This is a genomic window from Acetobacter aceti NBRC 14818, assembly GCF_000193495.2.
Lineage (GTDB): Bacteria > Pseudomonadota > Alphaproteobacteria > Acetobacterales > Acetobacteraceae > Acetobacter > Acetobacter aceti.
In genome coordinates, this window is record NZ_AP023410.1 from 1,968,248 (window position 1) to 1,994,472 (window position 26,225).

Consider the following 26,225-nt stretch of genomic DNA (forward strand, 5'->3'; position numbering starts at 1 on the left):
GGAATGTGTCTTCTTGGTCTTGGCTTGTCCGGAAACAGCAACAGCTTTCTTGAAACATGACCTGTGGAAGTAGATAAAAAAACTTTCACAAAATTCCGTATACACCACGAAGCAAACTATTGACCCACCAACCTGTTTCAGGCGTTCGAAACTCCGCCTGAATATTTACCACCGCGTCCCAGCAGTCCGTTGAAAAGACCTCGCAGCATCAGAGAACATCTGAGACGACGCTGATCGGCAAACAGGGAAAAGCCGAGAAGGAAGAACGGCACGCGCCTGATAAAATAAATTCGCCATGCAACAGCAATATAGCGACGTCTGGCGACGAGTATCGAATTGCGAATGACGTAATAATCTCTCATCGGACTGTGAATGGTGATGTTTTTCCAGAGCATCTTCTGCCGTCCTGACCCGATCGTATGAGTCATGATATTCCGGTTGTGCAGAAAATGCCTGAAGCCCTGCGACTTTGCGCGCAATCCCCATTCAACATCGACCAGATCAATAAAAAGCCCTGCGTCCATCAGACCGGTGTGACGCAGCGTGGAAACAGGAATCAGCGAACCGGAAGCGATGATGAAATCAGCTTCGGCAACAACAGATTTTCCTGCACTGGCTCGTGTCTGCCGCAAACGAAGCCCGTGGCTGCGCCAGACGCTGCCGAGACAATCATCATGCGAATCACGGAAGAAATTTCCGACCGCGCCCACCCGTATGCCGCGTTCTTCAAGACTTTGGCAGAAAGTGACCAGATTCCGGGCGGTCCCATCAGCCAGAATGGTATCCTGATCAAGAAGCAGGATATAGCGGGCATCAGCGTCCATACCACGCCTGATGCCTGCATTCTGGGCAGCGGCCAGTCCGATATTTTCATGAAGAGCAACAAAAGAGAGGCCATGCTGTGCGGCCAGCGCCTGAACAGCATCCGCATTTCCTGAGCCGTTGTCGATGATAACGCCACCGTCGACCTGCCCCGCAAGCGCGGTCAATCCGGCGTCCAGAAGCGGGATATCCGGATTGTACGTGACGATGACCGCCCAGATCTCACAGCTCATGAAAACTTCCGGATCATTTCCAGCTCCGGAGAACCAGACAAAAACCGGTCACTGTCAGGCTTTTCCAGTGACCGGCGTTAAACAACTAAAAAGCAGGATGTTTCAGGCCGGAGTCTGCGAAAACAGCGTATCCACCGTACGTGTAACGCTCTGACGCCAGTCCGGCATCTTCACGCCGAACACGGTGTTCAGCTTGCTGTTGTCCATACGTGAATCTGCAGGACGCTTGGCGGGTGTCGGCCAGTCTTCAGTGCGGATGGCCGCAACTTCCGGCATTTTCTGACCATGCCGCACGGCGTTTTCCAGCGCAGCGACAGCCAGTTCGTGCCATGTCGCTTCGCCCGTTCCGCAGGCGTGATAGATTCCGGCATACTGATCTTTCCAGCCATCACGCTCGATAAGCGCAATGATGGACAGGATCGCTTCAGCCAGATCATCCGAACTGGTCGGATTGCCGCGCTGATCGCCAACCACTTTCAGTGCCGGATTCTTTGCGCCAGCATTGATCATCGTGCGAACGAAGTTCTTGCCGTGGGCGGAATAGACCCATGAGGTGCGCAGGATGATGGCTTTCGGATCAGCCGCCAGAACCTTCTGCTCACCTTCGGCCTTCGTGCGCCCATAGACGGTTTCCGGGGAAACCGGGTCACTCTCCAGATAAGGAGACCCCTTGTCGCCAGAGAACACATAGTCCGTGGACACATGAATGAAGGGGATGTTCCGCTTGGCGCAGGCTGCGGCCAGCAGAGCCGGTCCCGTGCAGTTGGCGGCTTCCGCGCCGGCCACTTCCGTCTCGGCAAGGTCCACAGCCGTCCATGCAGCAGCGTTCACCACAGCAACAGGCTTGTGTGCATCTAGCACGGCTTCGATCGTTTCCGGCTTCGCGAAATCGAACTCGGGACGTCCCACGCGGTCAATACGCGGACCGCCGAGATTGGCCAAAGAGGTCGCGAGCTGTCCGTTACCACCCGTGACGAGGATCGGACCTTTGCTTGAGGTGTCGGTCATTTGTATTCGAACCACCCTTTGGCTGCGGAAAACTCGGGAGCTTCCAGATCCTTGTCGGACAGCACGGCTTCTTCCGGCTTGATGGGCCAGTCGATCGCCAGTTCCTTGCTGTTCCAGATCACCGCACGCTCGGACGCCTTGTCATACAGGCCAGTGCATTTGTACTGCACTTCCGCATTTTCCGTCAGGGTGCAGAAACCGTGCAGGAAGCCTGGCGGAATCCAGAGCTGTGACCAGTTTTCCTCGGACAGTTCGGCGGCAACCCACTTGCCATAGGTCGGGGAGCCTGTGCGGGCGTCGATGGCGACATCCCAGATCGCGCCCTTGGTGCAGCGCACGAGCTTGCCCTGTGCATGCGGGTCGAGCTGGCAGTGCAGGCCACGCACGACGCCTTTCTGGCGCGACAGACTCTGGTTGTCCTGCACGAAGGGAAGCGTGATCCCGGCATCCTTCATGCGATCGATATTATAGGTTTCGGAGAAGAACCCGCGATTGTCAGAGAATCGCGGCGGGGTGACGAGAATGACGTCGGGGATAGCCAGACGCTCGACCTTCATAGACTCTACTCCATAAAAAACGGGCCATGACGGCCCCTTGCAAGAGGTATGGCGCCGCTACGGTGAACTTTCCCCCTGTCCGTCTGTCGGGCAAGGGGGAAACGGGGCCTCAGCCCTGATGACCGTGGTCGGCCAGTTCCTTCAGCACACGACCGAGTTCGGTCTTGCCCATTTTCGCTGCGTGCGTGCGAAGCTGGTCTGCATCGATATAGCCCATACGGAACGCCACTTCGCCCGGCGAACCGACGAGCATTCCCTGACGCGCCTGAATGGTATGGACGAACTGTCCGGCCTGCATGAGGCTTTCCGGCAATCCGGCGTCCAGCCACGCACAGCCGCGCCCAAGACGATCGACCTGCAGCGTGCCTTCCTCAAGGTAGAAACGGTTGAGGTCGGTGATTTCCAGCTCGCCACGGGCGGAAGGCTTCACCTTGCGGGCGAAGTCATACACGCGGTCATCATAGAAATAGAGGCCGGTGATCGCCCAGTTCGACTTTGGCTCGGCGGGCTTTTCCTCAACAGAAAGAGCCTTGCCGGTCGCATCGAAGCTGACCACACCATAACGTTCCGGATCACGGACCTGATAGGCGAAGACAGTCGCGCCCTTTTCGATCTTTCCGGCCTTCTGCAGCAGCGCGGACAGGTGATCGGCGAAGATCAGGTTGTCACCGAGCACGAGAGCGCAGGGGCTGCCTTTCAGCCACTCGCCCGCGATCAGGAAAGCCTGTGCGATGCCATCCGGAGTCGGCTGCTCACGATATTCGAAGCGGACGCCAAACTGCGAACCGTCGCCAAGCAGACGCTTGAACTGCGGCAGGTCGGCAGGTGTGGAAATGATCATGATATCCCGGATACCGGCGAGCATGAGCGTCGTCAGCGGGTAATAGATCATCGGCTTGTCGTAGACCGGCAGCAGCTGCTTGCTGGCGGCGAGTGTCATCGGATACAGGCGCGTGCCTGAACCTCCGGCCAACAGAATACCCTTCATGTTGGTCTCGACGAGTGGTGCTTTACTCATGATTATGCGCTTCCGGAGGGTTATTTCTTGGCCTGACCGAGACGTTCGCCGGTGTAACGACGCGAACGAATCGTTTCCCACCAGTCACGGTTGTCGAGATACCACTGGATGGTGCGACGGATACCGGATTCGAAGTTGTGCTTCGCTTTCCAGCCCAGTTCGGTTTCCGCATGCGTCGGATCGATTTCGTATTTGAAATCATGCCCGGGACGATCGGTGACGAAGCGGATGAGACGCTCGCGCGGTCCTGCCGGATCTGGGACAAGCTCATCCAGAACGGCGCAGATTGTTTTCACGACTTCGAGATTCGTGCGCGGCTGACGGGCGCCGATGGCGTAGGTCTCGCCCGGCTTGCCGACTTCGACGGCCTTGACCAGCGCTTCCGCATGATCTTCCACGAACAGCCAGTCGCGAACGTTCTCGCCCTTGCCGTAAACCGGCAGCTCCTTGCCCTCGATGGCGTTGATCGTCACCAGCGGGATCAGTTTTTCCGGGAAATGCCAGATGCCGTAATTGTTGGTCGTGTTGGTCACGAAGGTCGGCAGACCATAGGTGTGATACCAGGCGCGGACCAGATGATCGGAAGACGCCTTGGAAGCGGAATACGGGCTGCGCGGGTCATAGGGTGTGGTTTCGGTGAACGGAGGATCGTCCAGCTCCAGCGCACCAAAGACTTCGTCAGTGGAAATATGATGGAAACGGAAGGCCTTGCGGGCTGCTTCGTCCAGTGTCTGCCAGTAACCGCGGGCCGCCTCGAGCAGAGTGTAGGTCCCGACCACGTTGGTCTGGATGAACACGCCGGGACCGTCGATGGAGCGGTCCACGTGGCTTTCAGCAGCCAGATGCATGACAGCGTCGGGACGGAACTCCGCGAACAGCTTCGCCAGCGCCGGGCCATCGGTAATGTTGACCTGTGCGAACTGATAACGATCTGACGAAGCAACAGCCGCCACCGTTTCCGGTGACGCGGCGTAAGTCATGCAGTCCACGTTGAGTACCGAATGTTCGGTAGCGCCGATAATATGGCGCACGACAGCGGACCCGATAAAGCCACATCCGCCAGTGAGAAGAATACGCATCAAATCATCCCGTTTCGAGTGCCTTCCAGGGGCAATAGAGCCTATAGCGAAGGCTGACCGGTACCGCCAGCACGATACATCACGCATCTGTTACAACAGGCAATACGCCTGAGTATCGGATTAACCATAGTTATGGCACTCTTGATGTTCATTTAACGGCAACAGGATGCTCTCATATTGGCACACTCGTCCGCCATCGCAGTTTTCCACTTCCTGAAACGGCCTGATCTTCGTTGTGTGGCGGAAGAAACGTGCGTCGCAATTGTGGCAGGAAGATGCGCTGCCTCTTTCGGGATCAGCGGCACTACGCTGGCCCACATGCGCCTTGCCTTTCCGGACAGAACTCTCCGGACGGGACCGGCATGGGTCATCCGACACGGTCTGGAACTGACACTGTTGCTTGAAGGCATCCTGCTCAGGGAAACGACGACACCACCTCCTTTCCTGCTCCTGTTGCGGGCCAGTTTTGCCGCAGCCCGAACGGCTGCCCTGTTCGAGGCGCTTGATGAAGGGACGGGCCAAAACGCACCGTCTCCGGCCTGGGCTGGTCTTATGGGCGCAGATCAGCCACCTTCCCCGACTGTCCTCATGGAAATATGGGAAACGCTGGAAACCCATCTCCCCTCAGAGGCGAGACATGCTGCGACGCCCTCTCTCCCACTTTTTGAATCACTTTTCTCATGGCTGACCAAGACGTGGTCCCTCATCGGACCACTGGAAGCGCTGATGGCAGCCGGAGGAGACGCGCGACTCCAGCTTGATCCTCGCAACGGCCTCAATCATTACGGCTGCTCGCATCGGCCACGTCCCTGGGCCGCGACTTTCGCCTCATCCACCGCCTCCTCCGTTTCAGAACGCGGTTTTGCCGCCGCGGAGCGGGTCCGGATTCGGCTGCAACGGGCGTTGCTATACGATTGTAGCCATTCAATGCTTCTTGAAGCCGCCGGGAACGTGCGCCACAGACTGGCGCAGTATTACGGCCTGCCGGATGGGGAGCGCGTCATCCTCGCGCCATCCGGGACCGACTGCGAACTGGCGGCGCTGGCCATCGCAGAAATGAATCCGGCAAGAAAACCGGTCACCAATATTCTCATCGCGCCGGAAGAAACCGGACGAGGCGTTCCCTTGGCTGCCGCTGGTCGGCATTTTGCAGCCGATACAGCCCGCAGTCCGCATGTTCCCCGTGGTCAGTCCATCGAAGGCTTCGGGCCCATCGCTGAAGATGCCGTCGAGGACGTCCGCCTGCGGACTCCGGACGGGAGCGAAGTGGACGAAGTCATTCTGACGCAAGAATGCCGGGCCCATATGGAGCGGGCGATTCGGGCAGGGCGTCATGTGCTGCTGCATCAACTGGACCTGTCCAAGACCGGACTTCTGGCTCCCAACGAAACGGTGCTGGAGACTTTCTCTCGTGAGTTTGGGCAGGATTGCGACATTGTCGTGGATGCCTGTCAGGCCCGTCTGATGCCGTCACGGATCGGTGGTTGGATTCAGGCCGGACGCGCCGTGATGATCACGGGATCAAAATTTTTTACGGGACCGCCCTTTTGTGGCGCGCTGTTGCTGCCTGAAGAATGGAGAACACGTCTCGATCACGATCCTCTCCCTACGGGGCTGAAAGCCTATGCAGGCTGCGGCGAATGGCCTGAATGCGAGGCCACCCGAGGTCTCTCGGAAGTGGTAAACCATGGCCTTATTCTGCGCTGGGCTGCTGCTCTGGCCGAAATGGAAGCGCTGACCAGTATTCCGTCGCTGGAAGTGCGCTGGCGTCTTGAGCGTTTCCTGTCTGGCGTCCGGGAAGCCATGACGCAGTGCCCCGACGTGCTGCTGCTGGAGACACCGACTCCTGTGCGAGCCTCCCTGCCGAACTCGTGGGATGACATGACCACCATCCTCAGCTTTCTGGTCCGTGCTCCGGGTCAGGGCGCAGCAGATGAGTTCATTCCGCTTGAGCTTGAAAAGGCCCGTCAGCTCTATCATTGGCTGAACGCTGACCTCAGACCGGTTTTCGGTCCTGATGAACCGGAGCGTGAAAGCGAAGTGGCTGGCCTGCTCTGTCACATCGGCCAGCCTGTCGCGGTGCCCAGCACGGCGCTGGGCGGCGAAAAGGCTGGGGCCCTGAGAATATCGGCCGGCGCCCGCCTTGTATCCGGCGAGCCGATTCACGCAAATTTGAGCACGGAAGTCCGACTGGCACGGGAAATCGCCGACGCCCGCATGATTCTCGCAAAAATTTCCCTGATCTGTCATCACTGGGAACGGATTGCACGCTATGACCCGCTGCCGACCTACGCGCCCGCCACCCTGCCCGTTCCGGCTTCGGCGCGCAGCCTGTCACAACAGAATGGAGAAAAATGATGGCTTCAGCCGTCCTGGACGCATGCCCTGAAGAGCAGAAAAATCAGGGCAATTTTCTCGACGCGCCCCGGCTTGAAAAAGGCGTCACCCGCTTCTGGCTGATCCGTCATGCTCTTGTGGAACAGAATGCCCGCGCCATGATGTATGGCACGATGGATGTTCCGCTCTGCCCGGAAAGTCTCGTGGCGCAACAGCCAATGTATGAGGCGCTGGCCCGACGCCTGCCTTCCGACGCGCTCTGGTTTGTCACGCCTCTGTCCCGCACCCAGCGCACGGCGCAAGCCATCCAGAATGCGGGTTATGGCGAACGCCCCCTGACGGTCGAGCCGGGGTTTCTGGAACAGGAACTGGGCGAATGGCAGGGTCTACCACATGCCGAATTCCCGAAAAAACTTGAGCATGAGCCTCACTATTTCTGGCCGCTTTCAGGCGAAGAACGTCCGCCGGGCGGAGAGAACATGGTCGATGTCTGCCAACGGGTCGGACATACGCTGAGCACACTCGCGGCGCATCATGCGAAACGGGACATGGTTGTTGTCAGTCATGGCGGGGCTATCCGCGCAGCACTGGCGCATGCGCTGAAGATTGACGCGGATACGGCGCTGCATTTCTCGATTCAGAATCTTTCGCTGACGATTCTGGAATGTCACGACGGAGTCTGGAGAGTCGTGACAGCCAACGAACTTCCCGGAATCTGAGGATTTTTGCAGGTCTTCCGTTGATAGTGTTTCGGTGCATAAAATTTTGTGAAAAATCTGTGCCGAAGGGCTTGCGCAGTGCGGAAACCTGCTTTAAATCACCGCTCATCGCAGACGAAGCGGGCGTAGCTCAGGGGTAGAGCACAACCTTGCCAAGGTTGGGGTCGTGGGTTCGAATCCCATCGCCCGCTCCAGATTTTCCAAGGAAAATCAGACGGATACGAGGAAGCCGCCGCAAGGCGGCTTTCGTCGTTTTGGGGTGTGGTGTCCACATGGTGTCCACCGCGAGGCTGAATCTGTGATGGCCTTAGCGGAGACACACACTTGTTTTGCGGTCCTGATCGCGCCGTCAATTCGTATCAATCGTTATTGTCGGTGTGCGCGGCTCACATCGGTACTCTGCGCTTATTGCCGTCGAGCAAGGCGCAGACCATCCCTGAAATTCAGGACCAGAAGAGTAAGATTGATAGAGCCGGCCAGAAGTTCGAGCGCCTGTATACTGTAGAATGGCCAACCGAATCGTGATGCCGCCGCGCGGGCGGCCAGAAACAGCGCACACGGTACGAGAACGCAAATCCCGTTGAGGCCGATGATCCGCATACGGCGGAGTTTCACGAGTGCCAGACCACGCGGAGCCCCACTTGTCGCGCGATAGCCCGAAAGCCCCGTTGTGGCGAGACATGGGACCAGGACCAATAATCCCCAGAGGATCGCACGCTTGACTGTGCTGATAATCGAGGCGTCGCCATAGAGTTCTGCGACGACCGAGGCAGTCATGAAACTGCCAATACAAAGGATCGACAGGCTTTCCTGTCACACGATGGAGACGGCGGAGAAGCGTTGGCATGATATGATCCTTGCTTCCTGAAGAGAAGGTCTTTTACATAGCAAGCCATGAAAGAAGATAGCAAGCCATATAAATGGCCGTCCCGAACCGACTCCCTTGGCTATATGGTCAACTGGGCCGCCCGGCTTTTTGCTCGTGAGATGGATGAAGCACTGCGGCCCTTTGGCCTCATGTCCGGTCAGCTACCGGTGATCTTCGCGTTGGCGGACGGCAAGACACGGAGCCAGCGTGAACTGGTGAACCTCGCGGCCGTCGAGCAATCCACGATGGCGAAGACCCTTTCACGAATGGAACGGGACGGGCTGATCGAACGCAAGCCGGATCCGAACGATCGCAGAAGCACGACGATATCGCTATCGCCATTAATGTCTGTCAGGTTGCCGGAGGTTGCGGCAGCCGTGGCGGTCATCAACGCCCGGAGCCATACGCATCTCTCGGAGGAGGAAGGTGAACGACTGCTTGATCTGCTTCACTGGGCGATCAAGGGTCTAGCAGAGAGGCCATGACGCAGATTTCCGATAACCGATGCACGCCTCTTACAATCATGGAAATGCGGCACAACACTCTGGACATCGCACATCAATGGAAATTCCGCGATCGAACTATGATGACGTCATCCGGGTGATGTCTGTCGCTTGGGGTGCCACCATTTGAGCGGTTTCCAACATCGGCGAGTAGTCCCGACTGGTCGATGATCTCCAGAGCGATCAGATGAATCACCTCGCCCTCCTTCTGAAGCCTCCCCTTCACAGCCACCATGCTGGCGGACAGGACCACCGGCCGGAATTTCTCGAAGGTGTCTGCCCAAATGATGACATTCAGCGTCGCCGTCTCGTCCTCCAGCGTCATAAAAACCACGCCTTTTGAAGAACCCGGACGCTGACGCACCAGGACGATTCCGGCTGCCGTCAGCCGCTTGCCATCCCTGGCATTGATTGCGTCCCGGCACGACAGGATGTCATCGCGCCTCAGATCATCCCGCAGAAAGGCAACCGGATGGTCCCGCAGGGTCAGGCCGATACGGTTATAGTCCCGTGCCACCTCGGCGCCGGCCCGCATGGGCTGGAGCAGGACATCCGGTTCCTTTGCTTCCCGGACGATCTCCGCAGCCGCGAACAAGGGCAACGGTTCATCCCGTAGCGCCTTGATCGCCCACAGAGCCTCACGCCGTGCCAGCCCGAACCCCGCACGAAACGCATCCGCCTCGGCCAGGTGGGTCAGGGCAGCGGCCTTCACGCCGGATCGTCGCCACAGATCGTCTATCGACACGAAGGGCCGATTCCCACGGGCCGCCACGATCCGCGCGGCATCCTCATTGGCCAGTCCCTTCACCAGGTTCATCCCGAGCCGCACCGCAAACAGGCCGTTCGCCCGTTCCGGCCCTTCAAGGATGGCCTCCCAGCGTGACCGGTTCACACAGATAGGCCGGACTTCCACCCCATGCGCCTGGGCGTCGCGGACGAGTTGGGCCGGCGCGTAGAAGCCCATCGGCTGGCTGTTCAGCAATGAGGCCAGGAACACGTCCGGATGGCGGCATTTCATCCACGATGACGAATAGGCCAGGATGGCGAATGACGCGGCATGGCTCTCCGGGAAGCCATAGGAGCCGAAGCCCTCAAGCTGCTGGTAGATACGCTCGGCGAATTCCTCCGGATATCCGTTCTCCCTCATGCCTTCGAGCAGGCGGGTCTGGAATTTCGAGACCGTCCCGGTGTTCTTGAAGGTCGCCATCGCACGCCTGAGTTGATCGGCCTCGGCCGCCGTGAACCCGGCACATACCATGGCCACCTGCATGACCTGTTCCTGAAAAAGCGGCACGCCGAGGGTCCGCTTCAGGACTTCCTCCAGTTCCGGGGTCGGGTAATCGGGCTGCTCCAGGCCCTCCCGCCGGCGCAGATACGGATGAACCATATCGCCCTGGATCGGTCCGGGACGGACGATGGCGACCTCGATCACCAGGTCATAATAGGTCCGGGGCTTCAGGCGCGGCAGCATCGACATTTGCGCCCGGCTCTCGATCTGGAACACGCCGATCGTGTCTGCCTTGCGGATCATGGCGTAGGTCCGCGGGTCTTCGGCCGGAATGGTCTGGAGCGTGAAGCGCTGCCCCTTGTGTTCGGCGAGCAGGTCCAGTCCCTTCTTCATGCAGGTCAGCATGCCAAGCGCCAGCACATCAACCTTCATGAATTTCAGCGCGTCGATGTCGTCCTTGTCCCACTCGATGGTCTGGCGATTCTCCATCGCCGCCGGTTCGATCGGCACCAGTTCGTCCAGCCGGTCATGGGTCAGCACGAAGCCGCCCGGATGCTGGGACAGATGACGCGGCACGCCAATCAGGGCACGCGCCAGATCGAGCGTCAGACGGATACGCCGGTCAGTCAGGTCGATTCCGGTCTCGGCGAATTTCTCCGCATCGACCTCGCGCGACCAGCCCCATATCTGTTTCGACAGCAGGGTGATCAGGTCTTCCGGCAGCCCCATCACCTTGCCCACATCACGGAGAGCCCCCTTGGCCCGATACCGGGTGACCACGGCGGTCAGTGCCGCGCGGGTGCGACCGTAATGGTCATAGATCCACTGGATGATTTCCTCGCGACGGGCATGCTCGAAATCCACGTCGATGTCCGGCGGCTCGCCCCGCTCTTCCGAGATGAACCGCTCGAACAGCAATGTCGTCCGCGACGGGTCGATCGCCGTGATGCCCAGCACGAAACAGACAGCGCTATTGGCCGCCGATCCGCGACCCTGGCACAGAATGCCCCGCCGCCTCGACTCGCGAACGATGCTGTTCACCGTCAGGAAGTAGGGCGCGTAGGACATGCGCCCGATCAGCGCCAGTTCATGGCGGAGAATTTCAGCCACGTCCTCGGGGATGCCATCCGTATAGAAGGCTCTCGCACCTTCCCACGTCAGGGCTTCCAGTGCTTCCTGGGGTGTCTGGCCCGGCGTCGTGATTTCATCGGGATATTGATACGCTAGATCGTCGAGGCTGAACCGGCAGCGTTCGACGATCTCCATGCTCCGGTCGATCGCTTCGGGATATCGCGAGAACAGGCGCGCGATTTCCTGGGGCGGCTTGAGATAGCGATCGGCATGACGCTCACGGACGAAGCCAGCCCGGTCTATGGTCGTATTATGCCGAACACAGGTGACGACATCCTGGAGAATGCGGCGGTCATGGATATCGAACAGCACGTCATTGGTGACGACGGTCTTCACCCGGCGCGCATGGGCCATATTCGCCAATTCATAGAGCCGCATCTGATCATTCGGCCGGCGGCGCAGGGTCAGTGCCATATAGGCCCGGTCCCCGAAGGCATCCCGCAGCTTCCGCAGATGCAGGGCGCAGTCCTCGCCGGCGACATCCGGCACCAGCACGGCCTGAAGTCCGTCGCCCCACTCGGCCAGATCGGCCCAGTTCAGCAGGCATTTCCCCTTGCCGGCGCGCGCCTTGCCGATCGACAGCAGCCGACATAAGCGGCCATAGGCGGCGCGGTCCATCGGATAGACCAGGACCGGCGGAAAGTCGGCGAGGTCGAGCCGGCATCCGACCACCAGCCGCATGCCGGTATCTTTCGCGGCGATGTGGGCCTGGACGATGCCGGCCAGTGTGTTGCGGTCGGTGATCCCGATGGCGGAAAGTCCGAGACGTTTGGCCTGGGCAAACAGTTCGGCAGGCGCAGACACGCCCCGCAGGAACGAGAAATAGCTGGTGACCTGAAGCTCGGCATAGCGGGTCATGCGAACAGCCCGTGCATGAACCATCTCTGCGAGCCGGTTTCTCCATGTTCGCCATCACCCTCGCGGAAGACCCAGAATCGGTCGCCGGCCGTGTCCTCGATCCGGAAATAATCCCGCGCGATCGTCAGTTCCGTATCACCCTTCCACCATTCGCCGAAGACGCGCTCAGGCCCGTCGGCGCAGCGCACGCGATGCCGGATACCGCGCCAGATAAAGAAGATCGGCGGCTGGTCCGGCAATTCGGCCATGGCCTGGACAGGTTCCGGCCGGGAAAGCAGCCGGGTCGGTCGTGGCCATCCGACCGGCCAGGTGGCGCCGTCATCCGGAGCCAGTGCCGGCACCCGGCAGACCGACCGCTCGGGAATGTCGCTCTCCACAGGGGCAAACCGGTAGAGCGATTCCCCACCGACGCGATTGGCCAGCGTGTCGATCAGGCCGGAGATGTCGGCTTCTTCCTCTTCGATCAGCGAGGAAACCCGCTGCCTGACCTCCATCGGCTCGGCCAGGACGGCGACCAGTTCCATGCGCTCAATGCCATAGCCCGGATCGATCGTCTCGATCTTCTCGCACAGCAGGCGCGTCAGATGCTTCGCGTCCCTTGCCGGCCGGGCCGTGGCGATCCGGATCGTCTGGGTTTGGCTGTCCAACCGGTGCAACAGGAGGTCGAGCAGCCGTATGCCGTCGCCCCTGGCATCCAGCCCTTCACACAGGACGGGAACCAGCTTGCCGATATAGCGGGCAATGGTCTCGGCCGCGCCGATGGGTTCGGCGAAGTTGCGCGCCACAGAAACCGGATCGACCGGGCGCACGGCCAGGATCGGTTCGGCGATGCGCCCATAAGCCTGGTCCAGACGGCGTTCCAGTTCCGGCCCGAACCGCAAGGTCAGCGGCGCGCGCGGCATGGCGGCCAGCTTGCCGATCCGGGAGATACCCAGCGTCCGCAATCCTTCGATGACGGCAGCCGGAAGCCGCAATGCCTCGATCGGCAGGTTGGAGAGCGTGTCGGGGATGCCTCCGTCGGGCACGATGATGATCCGGCCACGTCCATATCTGGCCAGGGCATGAGCGGCACCCCAGGTTCCGGCGATCGTGACCTTGGCGGTAAAGCCTGAGTCAGCCAGGCGACGGACCACGGCGTCCAGCATCGCCGGCTCGCCACCATGGAGATGATCCGTGCCGGTCGTGTCCATTACGATGCCATCAGGCAGTCCGCCGGATGCGTCCACGGCCACGATCGGCGCGATCCGCCGCTGGAACCAGAGAGCCAGAGCCTCCAGCCCGGCTCGGTCGCCGTCGGGGTCGGCATCCATGATGGTCAGATCGGGATAGAGCGCCTGGGCCTTGGCAACCGGAATGCCGGGCGTCACCCCGATCTTGCGGGCGGCAAGGTCGGCGGACATGACGACGCGACGGCTGCCTTCCCGGCCGGCCAGGGCCAGCGGTGTCTCAGGCGCGGCGTTGCCCAGCTTCTTCCTGATGCGCTCCGTCGGCCACAGAGGCAGGTAGAGCGACACCACACGATTCGATCCTCCCGTTGGCATCGCACCCCTCCACCTCGAAATCCGCGCATTCCCCCGATCGCGCGCGCAGCAATTCCAGCATCCACCGGGGCCGCTCCACGCCGGGCACGGGAAGCGGCGCGGATGGCAGGACAGAGACCCGCCAGCGTGTGGTGCTGGCTGTCGGCTGTCCGAAATCGGCGGCTTCCGTCTGGCGGCGCCATCTCCGGACAGCCAGGCCGATGGTCCCGGTTCCCTCGGCCGCGATCTGCAAGCGCCGCGAGGCCGTCATCGTCAGTCGCCCGACCTCGGCGACCACGGACCCCAGCCCGCCATGTCGCAGACCTTCCTCGAAGCAGGCCAGGGCGTCGTTGTCCGAGGATGCTTCAACGTGGATGACCCGGCGAGCGGCCAGTCCGGCCTGATCGAGAGCCGGCGCGAAGATGTCCTGCCGGGTGACGATCCACAGCACCTTGCCTCTGGTCCGGCCGGCAATCCCTGCGGCGAACAGGGCCGCAGCCGTGGCGTTGAGGGCGTCAGTCCCGCCACCGGCCACCTCATGAAGCGCGCCCAGGACCAGGCCGCCACCCGGTAACCTCGCGTCGATCTCCTTCACGCCGAATGGCAGGACGGCGCGTTTATGGCTTTTGTGTCCTTCGAGCCGGGCAATGGTCGCCTGAAGCGCTTCCAGGGCGGGCTTCTTCCGGGCTGGGCTCCCTTTCGTGGTCATCTCGAATCCGTCCGATGCTGGCGGCGTCAGTAGCTATATGTTCATGGTTTGTTCCTAACGCGCGATAAGAGTCTAAGGCACGATTACCGGAGGTGTGACACAGTGCAGGGAATAGCTGAGGCCCAGCTATGTCTCTGATATCTGTAAAGCTTTGAGTCTCAGGGATTTTTTCTGGCCGACGACGGAAGGACGGCACCGATGTGCAACCTCTACTCCGTAATGACGAACCAGGAGGCGATCAGGATGATCGCCAGGGTCATGATCGATCATATCGGCAACCTGCAACCGTTGCCCGAGGTGTGGCCGAATACAATGGCCCCAATCATCCGCAATGCCGAGGGCGGCAGGGAACTGGTCATGGCCCGCTGGGGAATGCCGACGCCACCCGGCATGCTCAAGGGCAGGAAGGTGGATCGGGGCATAACCAATATCCGGCATATGGAATCGTCCTGGTGGCGGCGATGGGAAGGCGTGGAACATCGCTGCCTGGTGCCGCTGACGGCGTTTGCCGAGCCCGAACATCTGCCCGAAGGTGGAAGTCGTCAGGTCTGGTTCGCCAGAGCGGATGGCGAGCCGCTGGCCTTCTTCGCCGGTCTGTGGTGCCGGTGGACGTCGGTCAGGAAACTGGCTGACGGCGAGACGACAAATAACCTGTATGGATTCCTGACCACTGAAGCCAACCGGGAGGTCGGTGCTATTCATCCTTGGGCCATGCCAGTTATCCTGACGCAGCAGGAAGATATGGATCTGTGGATGACAGCGCCGGCACCTGAGGCCTTGCAGGTGCAGCAGGCATTGCCGGACGGAGCGCTAATAGCGATTGCTCCACCCACGGGGGTTGCTTGATGGCGCCTCTACGAGGCGCGCTATGCGCCGCCGATCCACCGCCCCGTAATGGTCGGACGTGTGGAACGCACTGACCAGAAATTCCTGAATGTCAGCACCAGCGTGGGTGATTTCCTAAGCCGCGCGGTCATCGGCGCCACCGGCACATGGTCTGCGCCCTTCATCCCCGATTATCCGGGCCGCGAATTGTTTGCCAGAACGCAAATCCACTCCTCCCATTCCGACCCGCGCTCTCCGCATTTGCGCCGCTCGACGTGATCGAGCCGGACGGGCTGATCCGCGTTAACGGGCAGCAGGTTGAACTGCCCCGGAGCTTTTGGGGCCGTTTACACCCTGCCCGGGCCGAGCCGGGGCTGGTACAGCCAGCGCCCGGTTATTTGTCGTGGGGCGTTATGGTGCCTATGACCAGTCCGGGCGTCAGTATCTGTGGCAACACCACTGCCGCGCCATGTGCGGGCACAAACAGGTAGAATGGCACGCCATCGCGCCCATGTTTGCGCAAAAACGCGGTTATGGCGGGGTTGCGCTGTGTCCAGTCCCCCCGGAGCGTTATTACGCCATAGCGTGCCATGGCTGCCTGTGTCGCCTGTGTGTTGAGCGCCATGCGCTCATTGACAAGGCAGGTGATGCACCATGCCGCCGTCATGTCCACAAACACGGGTTTGCCCGCATTGTGCAGGGCGCGCAGTCGCTCCTCGGAAAAAGCCTCCGTGCCGGAGGGGAGGGCTGAAAGGCCCGGACCCGAGGCGGAGGGCGGGTTGGCGCCAGCCTGCGGCGCCTGCTCTAGCAGGGCGGGCAGCAGCGCCATGGCCGCCAAAAGCCCCAGCAGGGCCACGCCATACAGGGCCGTGCAGTCCCGGTCATGGCCCGCATGGAGCTGGCGCCTTTGGGTAATGCCGTAAACCCATGCCGCAAAGGCCAGGAACACCATGCCCGATGATACAAGCAAAACCGTTGTGGCCCCACCCTCCACCGCTGCGACCCACAGCAGCCACACGCAGGTGCCCAGTAACGGAAAAGCCAGAAACTGGCGCAGGTAGTCCATCCATGCGCCGGGGCGGGGCAGGCTTTTGGCCAGCGCGGGGCAAAAGGCCAGCAGCACGTAAGGGGCGGCAAGCCCGATGCCAAGTGCTGCGAAAATGACCAGTCCGGTTGCCGGGGGACCGGCCAGCGCCCCGGCAATGGCCACCCCCATGAACGGCGCGGTGCAGGGCGAGGCCACGGCCACGGCCAGCAGCCCGGTCAGCAGGTCATGCACCAGCCCGTGCCGGGGGGAGGAGGATAGGGCGAAGGCGGGCGGCAGGAAGACAAACACCCCCAGCAGGTTAAGCGCCATGGCGAAGATCAGCCATGTGATCATGCCCACGAACATCGTGGACTGGAACTGGAACCCCCAGCCAGTGGCGGCCCCGCCCAGGCGCAGCGCCATGACCAGCGCGCCAAGGGCGGTAAAGCCCAGAATAACCCCTGCGGCATAGCTGATGGCGCTTTGCTTTTGGTGCAGGCGCTCACTCTGGCCCATGCGGGCGACGGCCAGCGCCTTCATGGCCAGAATGGGAAAAACACAGGGCATCAGGTTCAGCACCAGCCCACCCAGGAACCCCAGTACAACAAGGCGGAACAGGCCAGACGCACTTTCCCCCCCGCCATGGGGCGGCCCCGGCACGCCATTGCCGAGCGCTGCCAGATGGCCCGCCATCGGCTGCTCCCCTGCCGGATAGTCCCCTGCCGGGTCTGGGCTGGTCGCCCCCATGGCGGTTCCCGTTGCGGTCCCCGCTGTGGTCCCTCCTGTGGCGGTTCCAGCGGCGGCTTCGGCAGCGGTCCCGGAGGTGGTTCCTGTGTTGGGCTCGGTGGCAGGCCGGGCCGATGGCGCAATGGAGGGCTCACTGGCCATTGGGGGGGGCAGCGGGGTGGCCCGCACGCTCAGCGCGCGCTCCGTCCCATCGGGGGCCTTGAGCACCAGAATACCCGACAACGGCTTTGCAGGCGTAAAGTCAGCCGTGGGGTCAAGGCGCAGGGCAAGGCCCTCGGGGCCAAAGAGCAGGGCTTGCGGTGCGGCTTCCCCAATCCGCCCGCGCTCTTGCGGCATGAACCAGGCTTGCGCGACGGACTGGCGGTTCAACTCCCTGCCCTGAGCGCCAAGTACCCCTGTGGGGCTGATGCTCACCGGGTAGGGCGAGGGCACGGGCGTATGCTGCTCCGCCTGTGTAAACAGCCCCACCTGCGCGGACGGGCGAGGCGCGCCCACGGGCAGGGTAAGCGTGAATGTTCCTTCCTCGGGAATACAGCTCTGTGCGCACACCAGCCAGTTGGCGTGGGCGCTAAGGGTTGTCAGCCCTTGCGCGCCCAGGCCGTCGGGCGTTTGCCCCGGCTGGGCCGCCGGTGGACGTCCCGCTGAAGGTTCCACAGGGCGCACCATTGGGAGCACCACTGGCAGCACCACATCGCCCGTATAGGCATAGGACATCAGGGAGGCGTCCCTGATCCGCTGCGGCGTGGGCCAGACAATGGTTTGCGCCTCGCCCCTTAACGCGCCCGTTGCGGTTATGCGCAGGGTCGCGGGGTCTCCCGCATCACCGGGGTTGAGCCAGTATGTGTGCCAGCCGGGCTTGAGCCGCAGGCGCAGGGCCACATGGAGGGACGAGCCGGGGCTGGCGGTATCGGACGCGCTTATCAGGCTGGCCGTGCTGTGCGCGCTGATGGCGGGCGCGCTTTCCGCCCCCCAGGCGGCAGCAAGGGGAGGGAGCCCCGCGCACGCCAGCAGCCCTGCCAGCCCCTTGCCCAGCGCGCCCTGCCATCTCCTGCCCGCGCGGGCGCGGGTGGGGTGAGCTTTCTGGCTAGGTTGGCGCGAGGGAAAAGGGAGAGGGCCGCTCATGAGCGTCAGGCTTTCAACACGGTAGGGGCGGACACACCCAGCATACGCGCAGCCGACGGATGGGGGAACAGGGCAGGCGGTTTCCTAGATGTTTAGTCCCGGGTTTTGATGGTGCATTATTTTCACGAGAGTGGAAGGATGCGCTATGGGCCAGGTTCACCACGGATGCGCCACGACGACAACGGCAGTCCGTCGAGCGATACAGCATAGTCAAGAGAGCCTGAGAGCTCTGGCGGAACGCCACGGGGTCAACCCGAAGACAGTCGCCAAATCGAAGGGACGGCCCGATACAGCGGATCGACGCACTGGCCCGAAGGCTCCTCTTTCGACGGTCCTGTCGATCGAGGAGGAGGGCATCGTCGTGGCGTTCCGCCGCCATACATTATTGCCCCTGGACGACTGCCTTTACGCGCTACAGGCGACGATCCCGCATCTGACGCGCTCTTCATTGCATCGTTGTCTTCAGCGCCATGGAATCAGCCGTCTGCCCGACACCAAGGGCGACAAGCCCAGGCGCTCGAAGTTCAAGACTTATCCGGTCGGCTATTTTCATATCGACATCGCCGAAGTCCGCACCGCAATGGGGCGTCTCATCATCCTGAAAACAGCCGACTTGTATGGCCAGGCTTCCGAGCACCGCGCCGAAACAGAATTTTAAGCTCCCGGGAGCCTACATCACGCGTCTCGACATTGATTAGATGCTATAATGTGAATACTCTCATTAGGTGAACTAATTAATTGACGCGCGAATTAGACTGTTCGAGAGCTTATCCGCCCAAATAATGAGATTCAGCGTCGCGGTCTGTCGACGGTTACCCTGATTAGGACCGGGAGGTGAAATTCAATAAATGTCATATTGGTCGCGATATGTGCTCGCACGTCGTGGGCTTCGATCATTCACGATGCACTCTGTGCGATCGTCTATCCATCCTGTGACGGCTTCCTGCACGACATCGTATTCATGGCTGTTGCAGATTGCATCGGCTTTGAGTTTACAAGAATAGAAAGCAGACCAGTCATTGAATGGTGATTAGACAGTCTCTCCCGATGTCTTTCTTTACGGGTGGCTCTCCTTGTCGGACGACGCCTTGTCATCCCCAATGAGATTGCACGCGGCCACCGGCCGGCGATGATTCGCGTCCCCGTTAATGCAAAGCTCAAACGTATCGTGGCGCACCTGCTGCCCTGCTTTCGTCTTGAGGAAAAACGGAGCGAGTTGTTCAGCGCAATGGCCGCCGTCGCGAACATCCATATAATGCCCTGACCGGATCAAAGGTGAAGCTGGGGCGATGGGAGGAATATCTTGCCATGCGGCAGGGCATCCTGAAACTGAATGCGACCTATCGTTCGCGGCTTTCCAATGATCTGGGTGGCTGCCTGTCGGTGTTGCCTGGGTTCACGACGGAAACGCAGGGAGCGGAATCCGTGCGTCTGATCGATGTTCTGTGGCTTGATCGGGAAAGCCACAGGGTTGTCGCAGCCTTCGAGGTTGAGCATTCAACGACCATCTATTCCGGCATCGTGCGGATGCTGGATCTTGCTCGCGGGTCAGAGGCGCAGGCTTTGGAGGGACTGCTCCTTGTCGCGCCGGATAAGCGGGAAGCCGATGTACGGGAACAACTGTGGCGGCCGGCTTTCAGTAGGATTGCTGACCTGAAAGTCCGGTATCTGCCTTACGGGCGCTTGAGAAGGATCGTAAGGCCATTGAGCGCTTTGGGCAGGGTATAAAACCAATTCAAGCTATATCCCATCTGGCGACTCCTGCATGAAAATCTATGCTCCTGTAATGAACGGGTCTTCGCTTCGTGTGGGTTCCTGTCGCGGATAGGCATACCTTCCGAACGAAATAGGCAATCTGCTTTCACCGAAGTCTCAGGGCATTGAGCCGCAGTGCGTTTGTCACGACGGCCAGGGAGGACAGGGCCATCGCGCCTCCCGCGAACATGGGCGACAGCGTAAGGCCAAAGACAGGATACAGTACGCCTGCGGCAAGTGGGATGCCGATCCCATTGAACAGGAAAGAAAATGCCAGATTCTGCCGGATGTTGCGCATCGTCGCCTGTGCCAGGCGGCGGGCGCGTACCAATCCGGCGAGGCTGCCTTGTGCCAGTGTCATCCCGGCGCTTTCGATTGCGACATCGGTGCCTGTGCCCATGGCGATTCCGATATCGGCGGTGGCCAGGGCCGGCGCGTCGTTGACTCCGTCGCCCGCCATGGCGACACGGGCTCCCTTCTGTTGCATGTCACGAATGATCGCGGCCTTGTCCTCAGGCTTGAGGTCGGCATGTACCTCGTCGATTCCCGCCTGCCGGGCGACGACTTCCGCAGTCCGGGCATTGTCGCCCGTCAGCATCACGATCCGCATGCCGGCTGCGTGCAGTGCCGCGATGGTCTCCTTCGCGTCGGTCTTCAGCGGATCGGCCACGACCAGCAGCCCAGCGGCCTGTCCGTCGACGCCGACGAACATGACGCCCGCGCCCTCCGCCCGGTGGGAATCCGCGACAGGGATCAATGCCGACGCATCGATGCCCTGCTGCCGCATCTGGGCTTGGTTTCCGACGACGACGGCATGGCCGTCGACGGTGCCGGTCACGCCCAGGCCGGTCTGAGACGCGAAATCCCCGACCGGCGCGGCCTGAAGGCCCTGCGCCGTCATCGCGGCGACCAGTGCCTGGGCCAGCGGATGCTCAGATTGTGTTTCCAGTGATGCCGCCAGCCGCAGGACGACGTTGGAATCCCATGCACCTGATGTTTCGGTCGCGATCAGCCGGGGCTTGCCTTCGGTTACGGTGCCGGTCTTGTCGATCACCAGCGTATCGACCGTATCCAGCGCCTGCAGGGCTTCGGCGTTGCGAACCAGCACGCCGGCCCGCGCCCCGCGCCCCATGCCCACCATGATCGACATCGGAGTGGCCAGGCCCAGCGCGCACGGGCAGGCGATCACCAGGACCGCAATGGCGTTCAGCAGTGCGTGTCCGAAGCGCGGTTGCGGACCGACCAGAAGCCAGACGACGAAGGTCAGAAGGGACACAAGCACGACCAGCGGCACGAACCAGCCGGAGACCCGGTCCGCCACCGCCTGGATCGGTGCGCGCGTACGCTGGGCAGCCGCCACCATGCTGACGATCCGGGCCAGCATCGTGTCCGAGCCAACGGCCTCGGCTGTCATCAGCAGGCTGCCGGTGCCGTTGATGGTTCCACCCGTCACCTTGTCACCCGGTCCCTTGGCGACAGGTGCTGGCTCTCCTGTCAGCATGGCTTCGTCCACGCTGGAGCGCCCGTCCATGACGGTGCCGTCCACCGGGATGCTTTCCCCCGGCCGGATGCGGAGCCGATTGCCGGGCACGATCTGGGCCAGCGGTACGTCGTCCTCCCGATCCAGCGCGCCGACCCGGTGTGCGATTTTCGGTGCGAGATCCAGCAGCGCGCGAATGGCGCGACTGGTACGGGCGCGGGCGCGCAGTTCCAGGACTTGCCCGGCCAACACCAGGGCCACGATAACACCGGCGGCTTCGTAATAGACCGGGACCGACCCGTCATGCATGCGGAAGGCAGCAGGGAACAGGCCAGGGGCCACTGTCGCGGCGATGCTATAGAGAAAGCCTGCGCCGACGCCCAGCATAATCAACGTAAACATGTTCAGATGCCGGGTGCGGAGCGACATCCAGCCGCGTTCGAGGAACGGCCAGCCGGCCCACAGCACGATTGGCGCCGTGAGCGCCAACTGAATCCAGTTCGTCAGGCCGCCATCGAGAAATGCCAGCCCTCCCATATCCGCCGCCATGGCGATGATAACGAGCGGGACCGCCAATATGCTCGCCCCCCACAGGCGCTTGCTGAAATCCACGAGTTCCGGGTTAGGCGTGTCGGCGTCGGATGGCTCCTCCGGTTCCAGCGCCATGCCGCAGATGGGGCAGGAGCCGGGGTGATCCTGTCGGATCTGAGGGTGCATCGGGCAGGTCCAGATCACCCCGACCCGTTTGGGCTGAGACTTGATGGGCGTCGTGTCCGCCTTGTGCAGGTAATGACAGGGGTCGGCTTCGAACTTTGTCTGACAGTGCGCGCTGCAGAAATACCAGGTCTGGCCATCATGGTCGGCATGATGCGTCGCCGTCGCGGGGTCGACTGTCATGCCACACACGGGATCCTTGACCGGGCGCGTCTTAACTCCGGTCGCTGCCGGGGTGGGACCCTCTCCATGGAGATGGGACGCGCAAGCTGCTGTATTGTCGTTCGTCATGAGGTCCCCTTGTTTGTGGCCGCCACGCGGCGCCAGACATGCCATAATCGCTTGCGCTCCATGGTATGCCCCTGTAGGGTATAGTGCAATGAGGCAGTCACGGGTAAAGATTTCGCAGGGCCTGAAACGGGTCGAAGGTCAGGTGCGTGGCATCCAGAAAATGGTGGACGAAGACCGCTATTGCGTGGATGTTCTGCTTCAGCTTCGGGCCGCCAAGGCGGCGTTGCATCGGCTCGAGGGGCTTGTTCTGCGCGAACATATCGCGGGCTGCGTCGTGGAGGCGATCGAATCCGGCGATCCGGTGGAGCGTCAGGAAAAGATCGGAGAACTGATCGAAACGGTCAGCAAGATAACGGGGTAGACGTGCAAGGGATCGGCGCGACACGGTTGGGACGGTTGCTGGCCTGCCTGCTTCTGCAGGTGGGGCTGATGCTGGCGTCCATCATGCCGGGTCATGCCGCCACGGTGTCTTCTACAGTTGCTTTGGTTACCCAGCCGATGGTCGACATGCCAGGGATGCAGATGCCATCTCATGCGGATGCGGCGACCGCACATTGCAATCATGAACCGTGCCACGATCATCACCCATGTCATCATTGCGGCGATTGCTGTGTCCAGGGTTCCTGCGTCGCCAATTGGCTGATGCCACCATCCGTGACCAGGGCGTTTGATTACGTAGGTGTTACCGCGCCTTTCGGCATGTCGCGCTCAGATCGCATGGTCGGCCGTGCGTTCGCGCCCGCCCTGCCGCCGCCCAGACAGATGGCCTGATTCTGTTCTGACAGTCTCAGGGCTGGTCATGGACCTATGACCGGTTCCGCCTTCTCTCTTTTGCGGACTATTATTCATGTCAATACGATCACTTACGGGACGGGGCGCGATCACGCGCCGCCGTTTCGTCATCGGGACGGGCCTGTGGGGGGCGGCGCTGGCCGTCCCGCAGCGCAGCGCGGGCGCCTACGCTCCGGTCTATACACCGGCGTCGGGTCGGCCCGACCCGCTGCCTGGCACCCGTTTCGACCTTACGGTCGGTTCTGTGCCGGTCAATATCACCGGTGCGCGCATGCACGCGGTGGGTGTGAACGGCTCCACGCCCGCGCCGATCCTGCGGTGGCGTCAGGGCGACACAGTCGAACTGAATGTCACCAACCGGCTGGATGAGCCCAGTTCGATCCACTGGCACGGAATCCGGGTGCCGGCCGACATGGACGGCGTGCCCGGTCTGAGCTTTGGCGGGATCGCGCCGGGTGACACGTTCACCTATCGCTTCCCGCTGCATCAGAGCGGCACTTACTGGTATCACAGCCATTCCGGCTTCCAGGAGCAGACGGGCCTGTATGGGGCTCTGATCATCGACCCGAGAGACGGTTACGCGCAGCATTTCGACCGCGATTATGTGATGGTCCTGTCCGACTGGACCGACGTCGATCCTGAGGACATCGTCTCCAACCTCAAATTCCAGAGCGATTACTACAATTTCCGCCAGCGTACGGTGGACACGTTCTTCCGTGACGCACATCGGCAGGGGCTGGGTGCGACGATCCGAGATCGCCTGCAATGGGGTGCCATGAACATGGCGCCGACCGACATTCTGGATGTGTCGGGCATCATCTACACCTACCTGATCAACGGCCAGTCGCCTGCTGCAAACTGGACGGGCCTGTTCCGACCGGGCGAGCGCATACGCCTGCGCTTCATCAATGCATCGGCGATGACGCTGTTCGACGTGCGCATTCCCGGCCTGACGATGACCGTCGTTCAGGCCGACGGTAATGACGTGGAGCCCATCCCTGTCGATGAATTCCGCATCGGACCTGCGGAAACCTACGATGTGATTGTCGAGCCCACCGCCGATGGACCGTACACGGTCTTTGCCCAGGCTGAGGATCGTACCGGATACGCACGCGGCACGCTCGCCACCCGTCCGGGCCTTGCCGGTCCGGTCCCGCCCATGGACCCGCGCCCGCTGCGCACCATGACCGACATGGGCATGGGGAATATGGACATGAAGGGCGGCATGGCGGGCATGGAGATGGGGAGTTCGCCGGGGAAGCCCGGTGAAGCCCCTGCCAGCGGCGGCATGGACATGGATCACATGGACATGAAGGAGGCCAACAGACCCGGAGCCGCTGCGATGGATATGCCGGGCATGGCGGCTGCGTCGCGGCATAAAACAGAGCTGAAGCCCGGCGTCGCGGTGCAGAGTGTCGCCATGATGCCGATCAACCGGCTGGCGGAACCGGGCGACGGGCTGGAGAACAATGGTCGCCGCGTTCTGACATATGCCGATCTGCAGGCGACGATCTCGGGCGCGGACCCGCGCCCGCCATCGCGCGAGATCACCCTGCATCTGACCGGCAACATGGAACGCTTCATCTGGGGGTTTGACGGCAAGAAGTTCTCGGAAGCGGAGCCCATTCGTCTCACCCTGGGCGAGCGGGTGCGCTTCGTCCTGATCAACGACACGATGATGGAGCATCCGATCCACCTGCATGGGTTGTGGAGTGAACTGGAAAATGGGCAGGGCGAGTGCCGACCCTACAAGCACACGATTACCGTCAAGCCGGGTGAGCGGCTGAGTTACCTGGTCACGGCGGACGAACCCGGGCTGTGGGCGTATCACTGCCACCTGCTCTACCACATGGAGGTGGGCATGTTCCGCACGGTGGTGGTGTCGTGATCCGGGGTCTGATAGGTGGCACGGTCCTTGCCGCTGGACTGGCTACCACGGTACCTGGCACGGGACGCGCCCAGTCAGTCCCGGCACGCCAGAGCGAAGGAACCCAGGAAGCGCAGACCGCCTCGGCTCCCGCGCCCGTGGTCTATATCAACGGCATCCAGCCGGTCATGGACCATAACATCTACATGCATGCGCTGCTCGACCAGTTCGAGGCGCGCTTTGGTGCCGATGGCGGGCAGTTCCGTTACGATGGGCAGGCTTGGTTCGGCACCGACTACGACAAGCTCTGGCTGAAATCCGAAGGCACGGTCGGCACAAACGGCAAGTTCGGTGATGGAGACCATGAGGCCCTTTATGATCGTGCTATCTCCCGGTATTTCGATGTCCAGACCGGCGTGCGTCTCGATATTGACAACGGCCCCACACGGGCCTGGGGCGCGATCGGGGTCGAGGGACTGGCTCTATATTTCTTCAATGTGGAGGCCACGGCCTATTTCAGCGACCGGGGTGCGGCGGGGCGTCTGCAGGGCTCATACGATATCCTGCTGACTAATCGCCTGATTCTCCAACCCCAGGTCGAGATGAACTTCTATTCCGCGTCCGATCGTGCGCGCGGCGTCGGAACCGGGCTGTCCGATATCGATACGGGATTGCGGCTTCGCTACGAATGGCATCGGAAATTCGCGCCTTATATCGGCGTGAGTTACTCCGGCACGTTCGGTCAGGCCGCCGACATGGCACGTTCAAGGCATGAGCGTGTCCAGGACCTGAATTTCACCTTCGGGATCAGGACGTGGTTCTGACTATTCCTGCCCGATGTGAAATCGTCGCGGGGCGCATTGTGCGCCTTCGCATCCGATAACCAATGATGAGGAAAAGACCAATGCTGACCATTAATTTCAGATCATCGGCCCTTCTGGTAGCACTCCTGGCCACGGTCTCAGTTGCGCATGCCCAGACACCGGTTCCGGCACCAGCCCAGCCGCAGGGCCAG

General features: G+C 61.4%; 20 protein-coding genes, 1 tRNA gene and 3 pseudogenes. 12 read left to right on the forward strand and 12 right to left on the reverse strand.

All coding sequences use genetic code 11. The features are described from left to right. Positions 1 to 137: 137 nt before the first annotated feature. From EMQ_RS08910 to rfbB, 5 genes are all read right to left on the reverse strand, one after another. Complete coding sequence (locus tag EMQ_RS08910; protein ID WP_010667844.1) at positions 138 to 1,055, reverse strand: glycosyltransferase family 2 protein; 918 nt, start codon at positions 1,053 to 1,055, stop codon at positions 138 to 140. A 102-nt stretch (positions 1,056 to 1,157) separates the two neighbouring features. After that, positions 1,158 to 2,063: a dTDP-4-dehydrorhamnose reductase gene (rfbD, locus tag EMQ_RS08915; protein WP_010667843.1), complete on the reverse strand. Its 906-nt coding sequence runs from the start codon at positions 2,061 to 2,063 to the stop codon at positions 1,158 to 1,160. Beyond that, on the reverse strand, positions 2,060 to 2,620 hold the full coding sequence (gene rfbC, locus EMQ_RS08920; protein ID WP_010667842.1) for a dTDP-4-dehydrorhamnose 3,5-epimerase: 561 nt from the start codon (positions 2,618 to 2,620) through the stop codon (positions 2,060 to 2,062). The genes rfbD and rfbC overlap by 4 nt, the downstream gene beginning before the upstream one ends. A gap of 109 nt (positions 2,621 to 2,729) precedes the next feature. Continuing rightward, positions 2,730 to 3,608, reverse strand: coding sequence for a glucose-1-phosphate thymidylyltransferase RfbA (rfbA, locus tag EMQ_RS08925; protein ID WP_180952859.1), 879 nt, complete (start codon positions 3,606 to 3,608; stop codon positions 2,730 to 2,732). A 50-nt stretch (positions 3,609 to 3,658) separates the two neighbouring features. Continuing rightward, positions 3,659 to 4,717, reverse strand: coding sequence for a dTDP-glucose 4,6-dehydratase (gene rfbB, locus EMQ_RS08930; protein WP_010667840.1), 1,059 nt, complete (start codon positions 4,715 to 4,717; stop codon positions 3,659 to 3,661). Positions 4,718 to 4,894: 177 nt separating this feature from the next. On the opposite strand from rfbB, the gene EMQ_RS08935 reads away from it, so the two are divergent. From EMQ_RS08935 to EMQ_RS08945, 3 genes are all read left to right on the forward strand, one after another. Continuing rightward, complete coding sequence (locus tag EMQ_RS08935) at positions 4,895 to 7,075, forward strand: hypothetical protein (protein ID WP_010667839.1); 2,181 nt, start codon at positions 4,895 to 4,897, stop codon at positions 7,073 to 7,075. Further along, positions 7,072 to 7,773, forward strand: coding sequence for a histidine phosphatase family protein (locus EMQ_RS08940; protein ID WP_010667838.1), 702 nt, complete (start codon positions 7,072 to 7,074; stop codon positions 7,771 to 7,773). The genes EMQ_RS08935 and EMQ_RS08940 overlap by 4 nt, the downstream gene beginning before the upstream one ends. Positions 7,774 to 7,892: 119 nt before the next feature. Then, positions 7,893 to 7,967 (forward strand) — tRNA-Gly (locus tag EMQ_RS08945). Positions 7,968 to 8,178: 211 nt separating this feature from the next. Here EMQ_RS08945 and EMQ_RS08950 read toward each other — a convergent pair. Continuing rightward, positions 8,179 to 8,550, reverse strand: a complete 372-nt coding sequence (locus EMQ_RS08950) for a hypothetical protein (RefSeq protein WP_010668705.1) — start codon at positions 8,548 to 8,550, stop codon at positions 8,179 to 8,181. A 117-nt stretch (positions 8,551 to 8,667) separates the two neighbouring features. Between EMQ_RS08950 and EMQ_RS08955 the strand changes: the two genes are divergently transcribed. Beyond that, the gene (locus EMQ_RS08955) at positions 8,668 to 9,126 is read left to right on the forward strand and encodes a MarR family winged helix-turn-helix transcriptional regulator (RefSeq protein ID WP_010668704.1); all 459 of its coding nucleotides are present in this window, start codon (positions 8,668 to 8,670) and stop codon (positions 9,124 to 9,126) included. Between the two features lie 73 nt (positions 9,127 to 9,199). Here the strand turns inward: EMQ_RS08955 and EMQ_RS08960 are convergent, their stop codons facing one another. Genes EMQ_RS08960 through EMQ_RS08970 form a run of 3 tightly spaced genes read right to left on the reverse strand, consistent with a single transcriptional unit; the run spans position 9,200 to position 14,590 of the window. Continuing rightward, positions 9,200 to 12,385: an error-prone DNA polymerase gene (locus EMQ_RS08960; RefSeq protein ID WP_010668703.1), complete on the reverse strand. Its 3,186-nt coding sequence runs from the start codon at positions 12,383 to 12,385 to the stop codon at positions 9,200 to 9,202. After that, the gene (locus EMQ_RS08965) at positions 12,358 to 13,878 is read right to left on the reverse strand and encodes a DUF6504 family protein (RefSeq protein ID WP_010668702.1); all 1,521 of its coding nucleotides are present in this window, start codon (positions 13,876 to 13,878) and stop codon (positions 12,358 to 12,360) included. Before EMQ_RS08965 ends, EMQ_RS08960 begins: the two co-directional genes overlap by 28 nt. After that, a complete protein-coding gene (locus EMQ_RS08970; RefSeq protein ID WP_018308150.1) occupies positions 13,808 to 14,590 on the reverse strand; it encodes an ImuA family protein in 783 nt (260 codons plus the stop codon). Before EMQ_RS08970 ends, EMQ_RS08965 begins: the two co-directional genes overlap by 71 nt. Before the next feature lie 198 nt (positions 14,591 to 14,788). Between EMQ_RS08970 and EMQ_RS08975 the strand changes: the two genes are divergently transcribed. After that, complete coding sequence (locus EMQ_RS08975; RefSeq protein WP_010669086.1) at positions 14,789 to 15,436, forward strand: SOS response-associated peptidase; 648 nt, start codon at positions 14,789 to 14,791, stop codon at positions 15,434 to 15,436. Positions 15,437 to 15,445: 9 nt separating this feature from the next. Then, a pseudogene (locus EMQ_RS17345) lies at positions 15,446 to 15,655 on the forward strand (pyridine nucleotide-disulfide oxidoreductase); the annotation flags it as partial. Between the two features lie 154 nt (positions 15,656 to 15,809). Here EMQ_RS17345 and EMQ_RS08985 read toward each other — a convergent pair. After that, positions 15,810 to 18,311, reverse strand: coding sequence for a protein-disulfide reductase DsbD family protein (locus EMQ_RS08985; RefSeq protein ID WP_026200118.1), 2,502 nt, complete (start codon positions 18,309 to 18,311; stop codon positions 15,810 to 15,812). 145 nt (positions 18,312 to 18,456) lie between these two features. Between EMQ_RS08985 and EMQ_RS08990 the strand changes: the two are divergent. Then, positions 18,457 to 18,924, forward strand: a pseudogene (locus tag EMQ_RS08990) (IS481 family transposase); the annotation flags it as partial. 444 nt (positions 18,925 to 19,368) lie between these two features. Here EMQ_RS08990 and EMQ_RS08995 read toward each other — a convergent pair. Continuing rightward, the gene (locus EMQ_RS08995; protein WP_018308145.1) at positions 19,369 to 19,563 is read right to left on the reverse strand and encodes a hypothetical protein; all 195 of its coding nucleotides are present in this window, start codon (positions 19,561 to 19,563) and stop codon (positions 19,369 to 19,371) included. Between EMQ_RS08995 and EMQ_RS09000 the strand changes: the two are divergent. Further along, a pseudogene (locus tag EMQ_RS09000) lies at positions 19,563 to 20,080 on the forward strand (type II restriction endonuclease); the annotation flags it as partial. The gene EMQ_RS08995 and the pseudogene EMQ_RS09000 sit on opposite strands and share 1 nt — an antisense overlap. Positions 20,081 to 20,172: 92 nt before the next feature. Here EMQ_RS09000 and EMQ_RS09005 read toward each other — a convergent pair. Next, positions 20,173 to 22,596: a heavy metal translocating P-type ATPase gene (locus EMQ_RS09005; protein WP_018308144.1), complete on the reverse strand. Its 2,424-nt coding sequence runs from the start codon at positions 22,594 to 22,596 to the stop codon at positions 20,173 to 20,175. 43 nt (positions 22,597 to 22,639) lie between these two features. Here EMQ_RS09005 and EMQ_RS09010 point away from each other — a divergent pair, with 43 nt between their 5' ends. The 4 genes from EMQ_RS09010 (at position 22,640) to EMQ_RS09025 (ending at position 26,034) form a co-directional block, all read left to right on the forward strand. Continuing rightward, positions 22,640 to 22,912, forward strand: coding sequence for a metal-sensitive transcriptional regulator (locus tag EMQ_RS09010; protein ID WP_018308143.1), 273 nt, complete (start codon positions 22,640 to 22,642; stop codon positions 22,910 to 22,912). Positions 22,913 to 22,947: 35 nt separating this feature from the next. Further along, the gene (locus EMQ_RS09015; RefSeq protein WP_026200116.1) at positions 22,948 to 23,322 is read left to right on the forward strand and encodes a hypothetical protein; all 375 of its coding nucleotides are present in this window, start codon (positions 22,948 to 22,950) and stop codon (positions 23,320 to 23,322) included. Positions 23,323 to 23,398: 76 nt separating this feature from the next. Continuing rightward, positions 23,399 to 25,231, forward strand: a complete 1,833-nt coding sequence (locus EMQ_RS09020) for a copper resistance system multicopper oxidase (protein WP_190653911.1) — start codon at positions 23,399 to 23,401, stop codon at positions 25,229 to 25,231. Further along, entirely contained in the window at positions 25,228 to 26,034 is an 807-nt protein-coding gene (locus tag EMQ_RS09025) for a copper resistance protein B (protein WP_018308140.1), read from the forward strand. The genes EMQ_RS09020 and EMQ_RS09025 overlap by 4 nt, the downstream gene beginning before the upstream one ends. The last annotated feature ends 191 nt before the right edge of the window (positions 26,035 to 26,225 follow it).

Coding starts and splice junctions, on each gene's coding strand:
- EMQ_RS08910 (WP_010667844.1), bottom strand. CDS start 1,055: ATGAGCTGTGAGATCTGGGCGGTCATCGTCACGTACAATCCGGATATC.
- rfbD (WP_010667843.1), bottom strand. CDS start 2,063: ATGACCGACACCTCAAGCAAAGGTCCGATCCTCGTCACGGGTGGTAAC.
- rfbC (WP_010667842.1), bottom strand. CDS start 2,620: ATGAAGGTCGAGCGTCTGGCTATCCCCGACGTCATTCTCGTCACCCCG.
- rfbA (WP_180952859.1), bottom strand. CDS start 3,608: ATGAAGGGTATTCTGTTGGCCGGAGGTTCAGGCACGCGCCTGTATCCG.
- rfbB (WP_010667840.1), bottom strand. CDS start 4,717: ATGCGTATTCTTCTCACTGGCGGATGTGGCTTTATCGGGTCCGCTGTC.
- EMQ_RS08940 (WP_010667838.1), top strand. CDS start 7,072: ATGATGGCTTCAGCCGTCCTGGACGCATGCCCTGAAGAGCAGAAAAAT.
- EMQ_RS08950 (WP_010668705.1), bottom strand. CDS start 8,550: ATGACTGCCTCGGTCGTCGCAGAACTCTATGGCGACGCCTCGATTATC.
- EMQ_RS08955 (WP_010668704.1), top strand. CDS start 8,668: ATGAAAGAAGATAGCAAGCCATATAAATGGCCGTCCCGAACCGACTCC.
- EMQ_RS08960 (WP_010668703.1), bottom strand. CDS start 12,385: ATGGTTCATGCACGGGCTGTTCGCATGACCCGCTATGCCGAGCTTCAG.
- EMQ_RS08970 (WP_018308150.1), bottom strand. CDS start 14,590: ATGACCACGAAAGGGAGCCCAGCCCGGAAGAAGCCCGCCCTGGAAGCG.
- EMQ_RS08975 (WP_010669086.1), top strand. CDS start 14,789: ATGTGCAACCTCTACTCCGTAATGACGAACCAGGAGGCGATCAGGATG.
- EMQ_RS08985 (WP_026200118.1), bottom strand. CDS start 18,311: ATGAGCGGCCCTCTCCCTTTTCCCTCGCGCCAACCTAGCCAGAAAGCT.
- EMQ_RS08995 (WP_018308145.1), bottom strand. CDS start 19,563: ATGGATGTTCGCGACGGCGGCCATTGCGCTGAACAACTCGCTCCGTTT.
- EMQ_RS09005 (WP_018308144.1), bottom strand. CDS start 22,596: ATGGCATGTCTGGCGCCGCGTGGCGGCCACAAACAAGGGGACCTCATG.
- EMQ_RS09010 (WP_018308143.1), top strand. CDS start 22,640: ATGAGGCAGTCACGGGTAAAGATTTCGCAGGGCCTGAAACGGGTCGAA.
- EMQ_RS09020 (WP_190653911.1), top strand. CDS start 23,399: ATGTCAATACGATCACTTACGGGACGGGGCGCGATCACGCGCCGCCGT.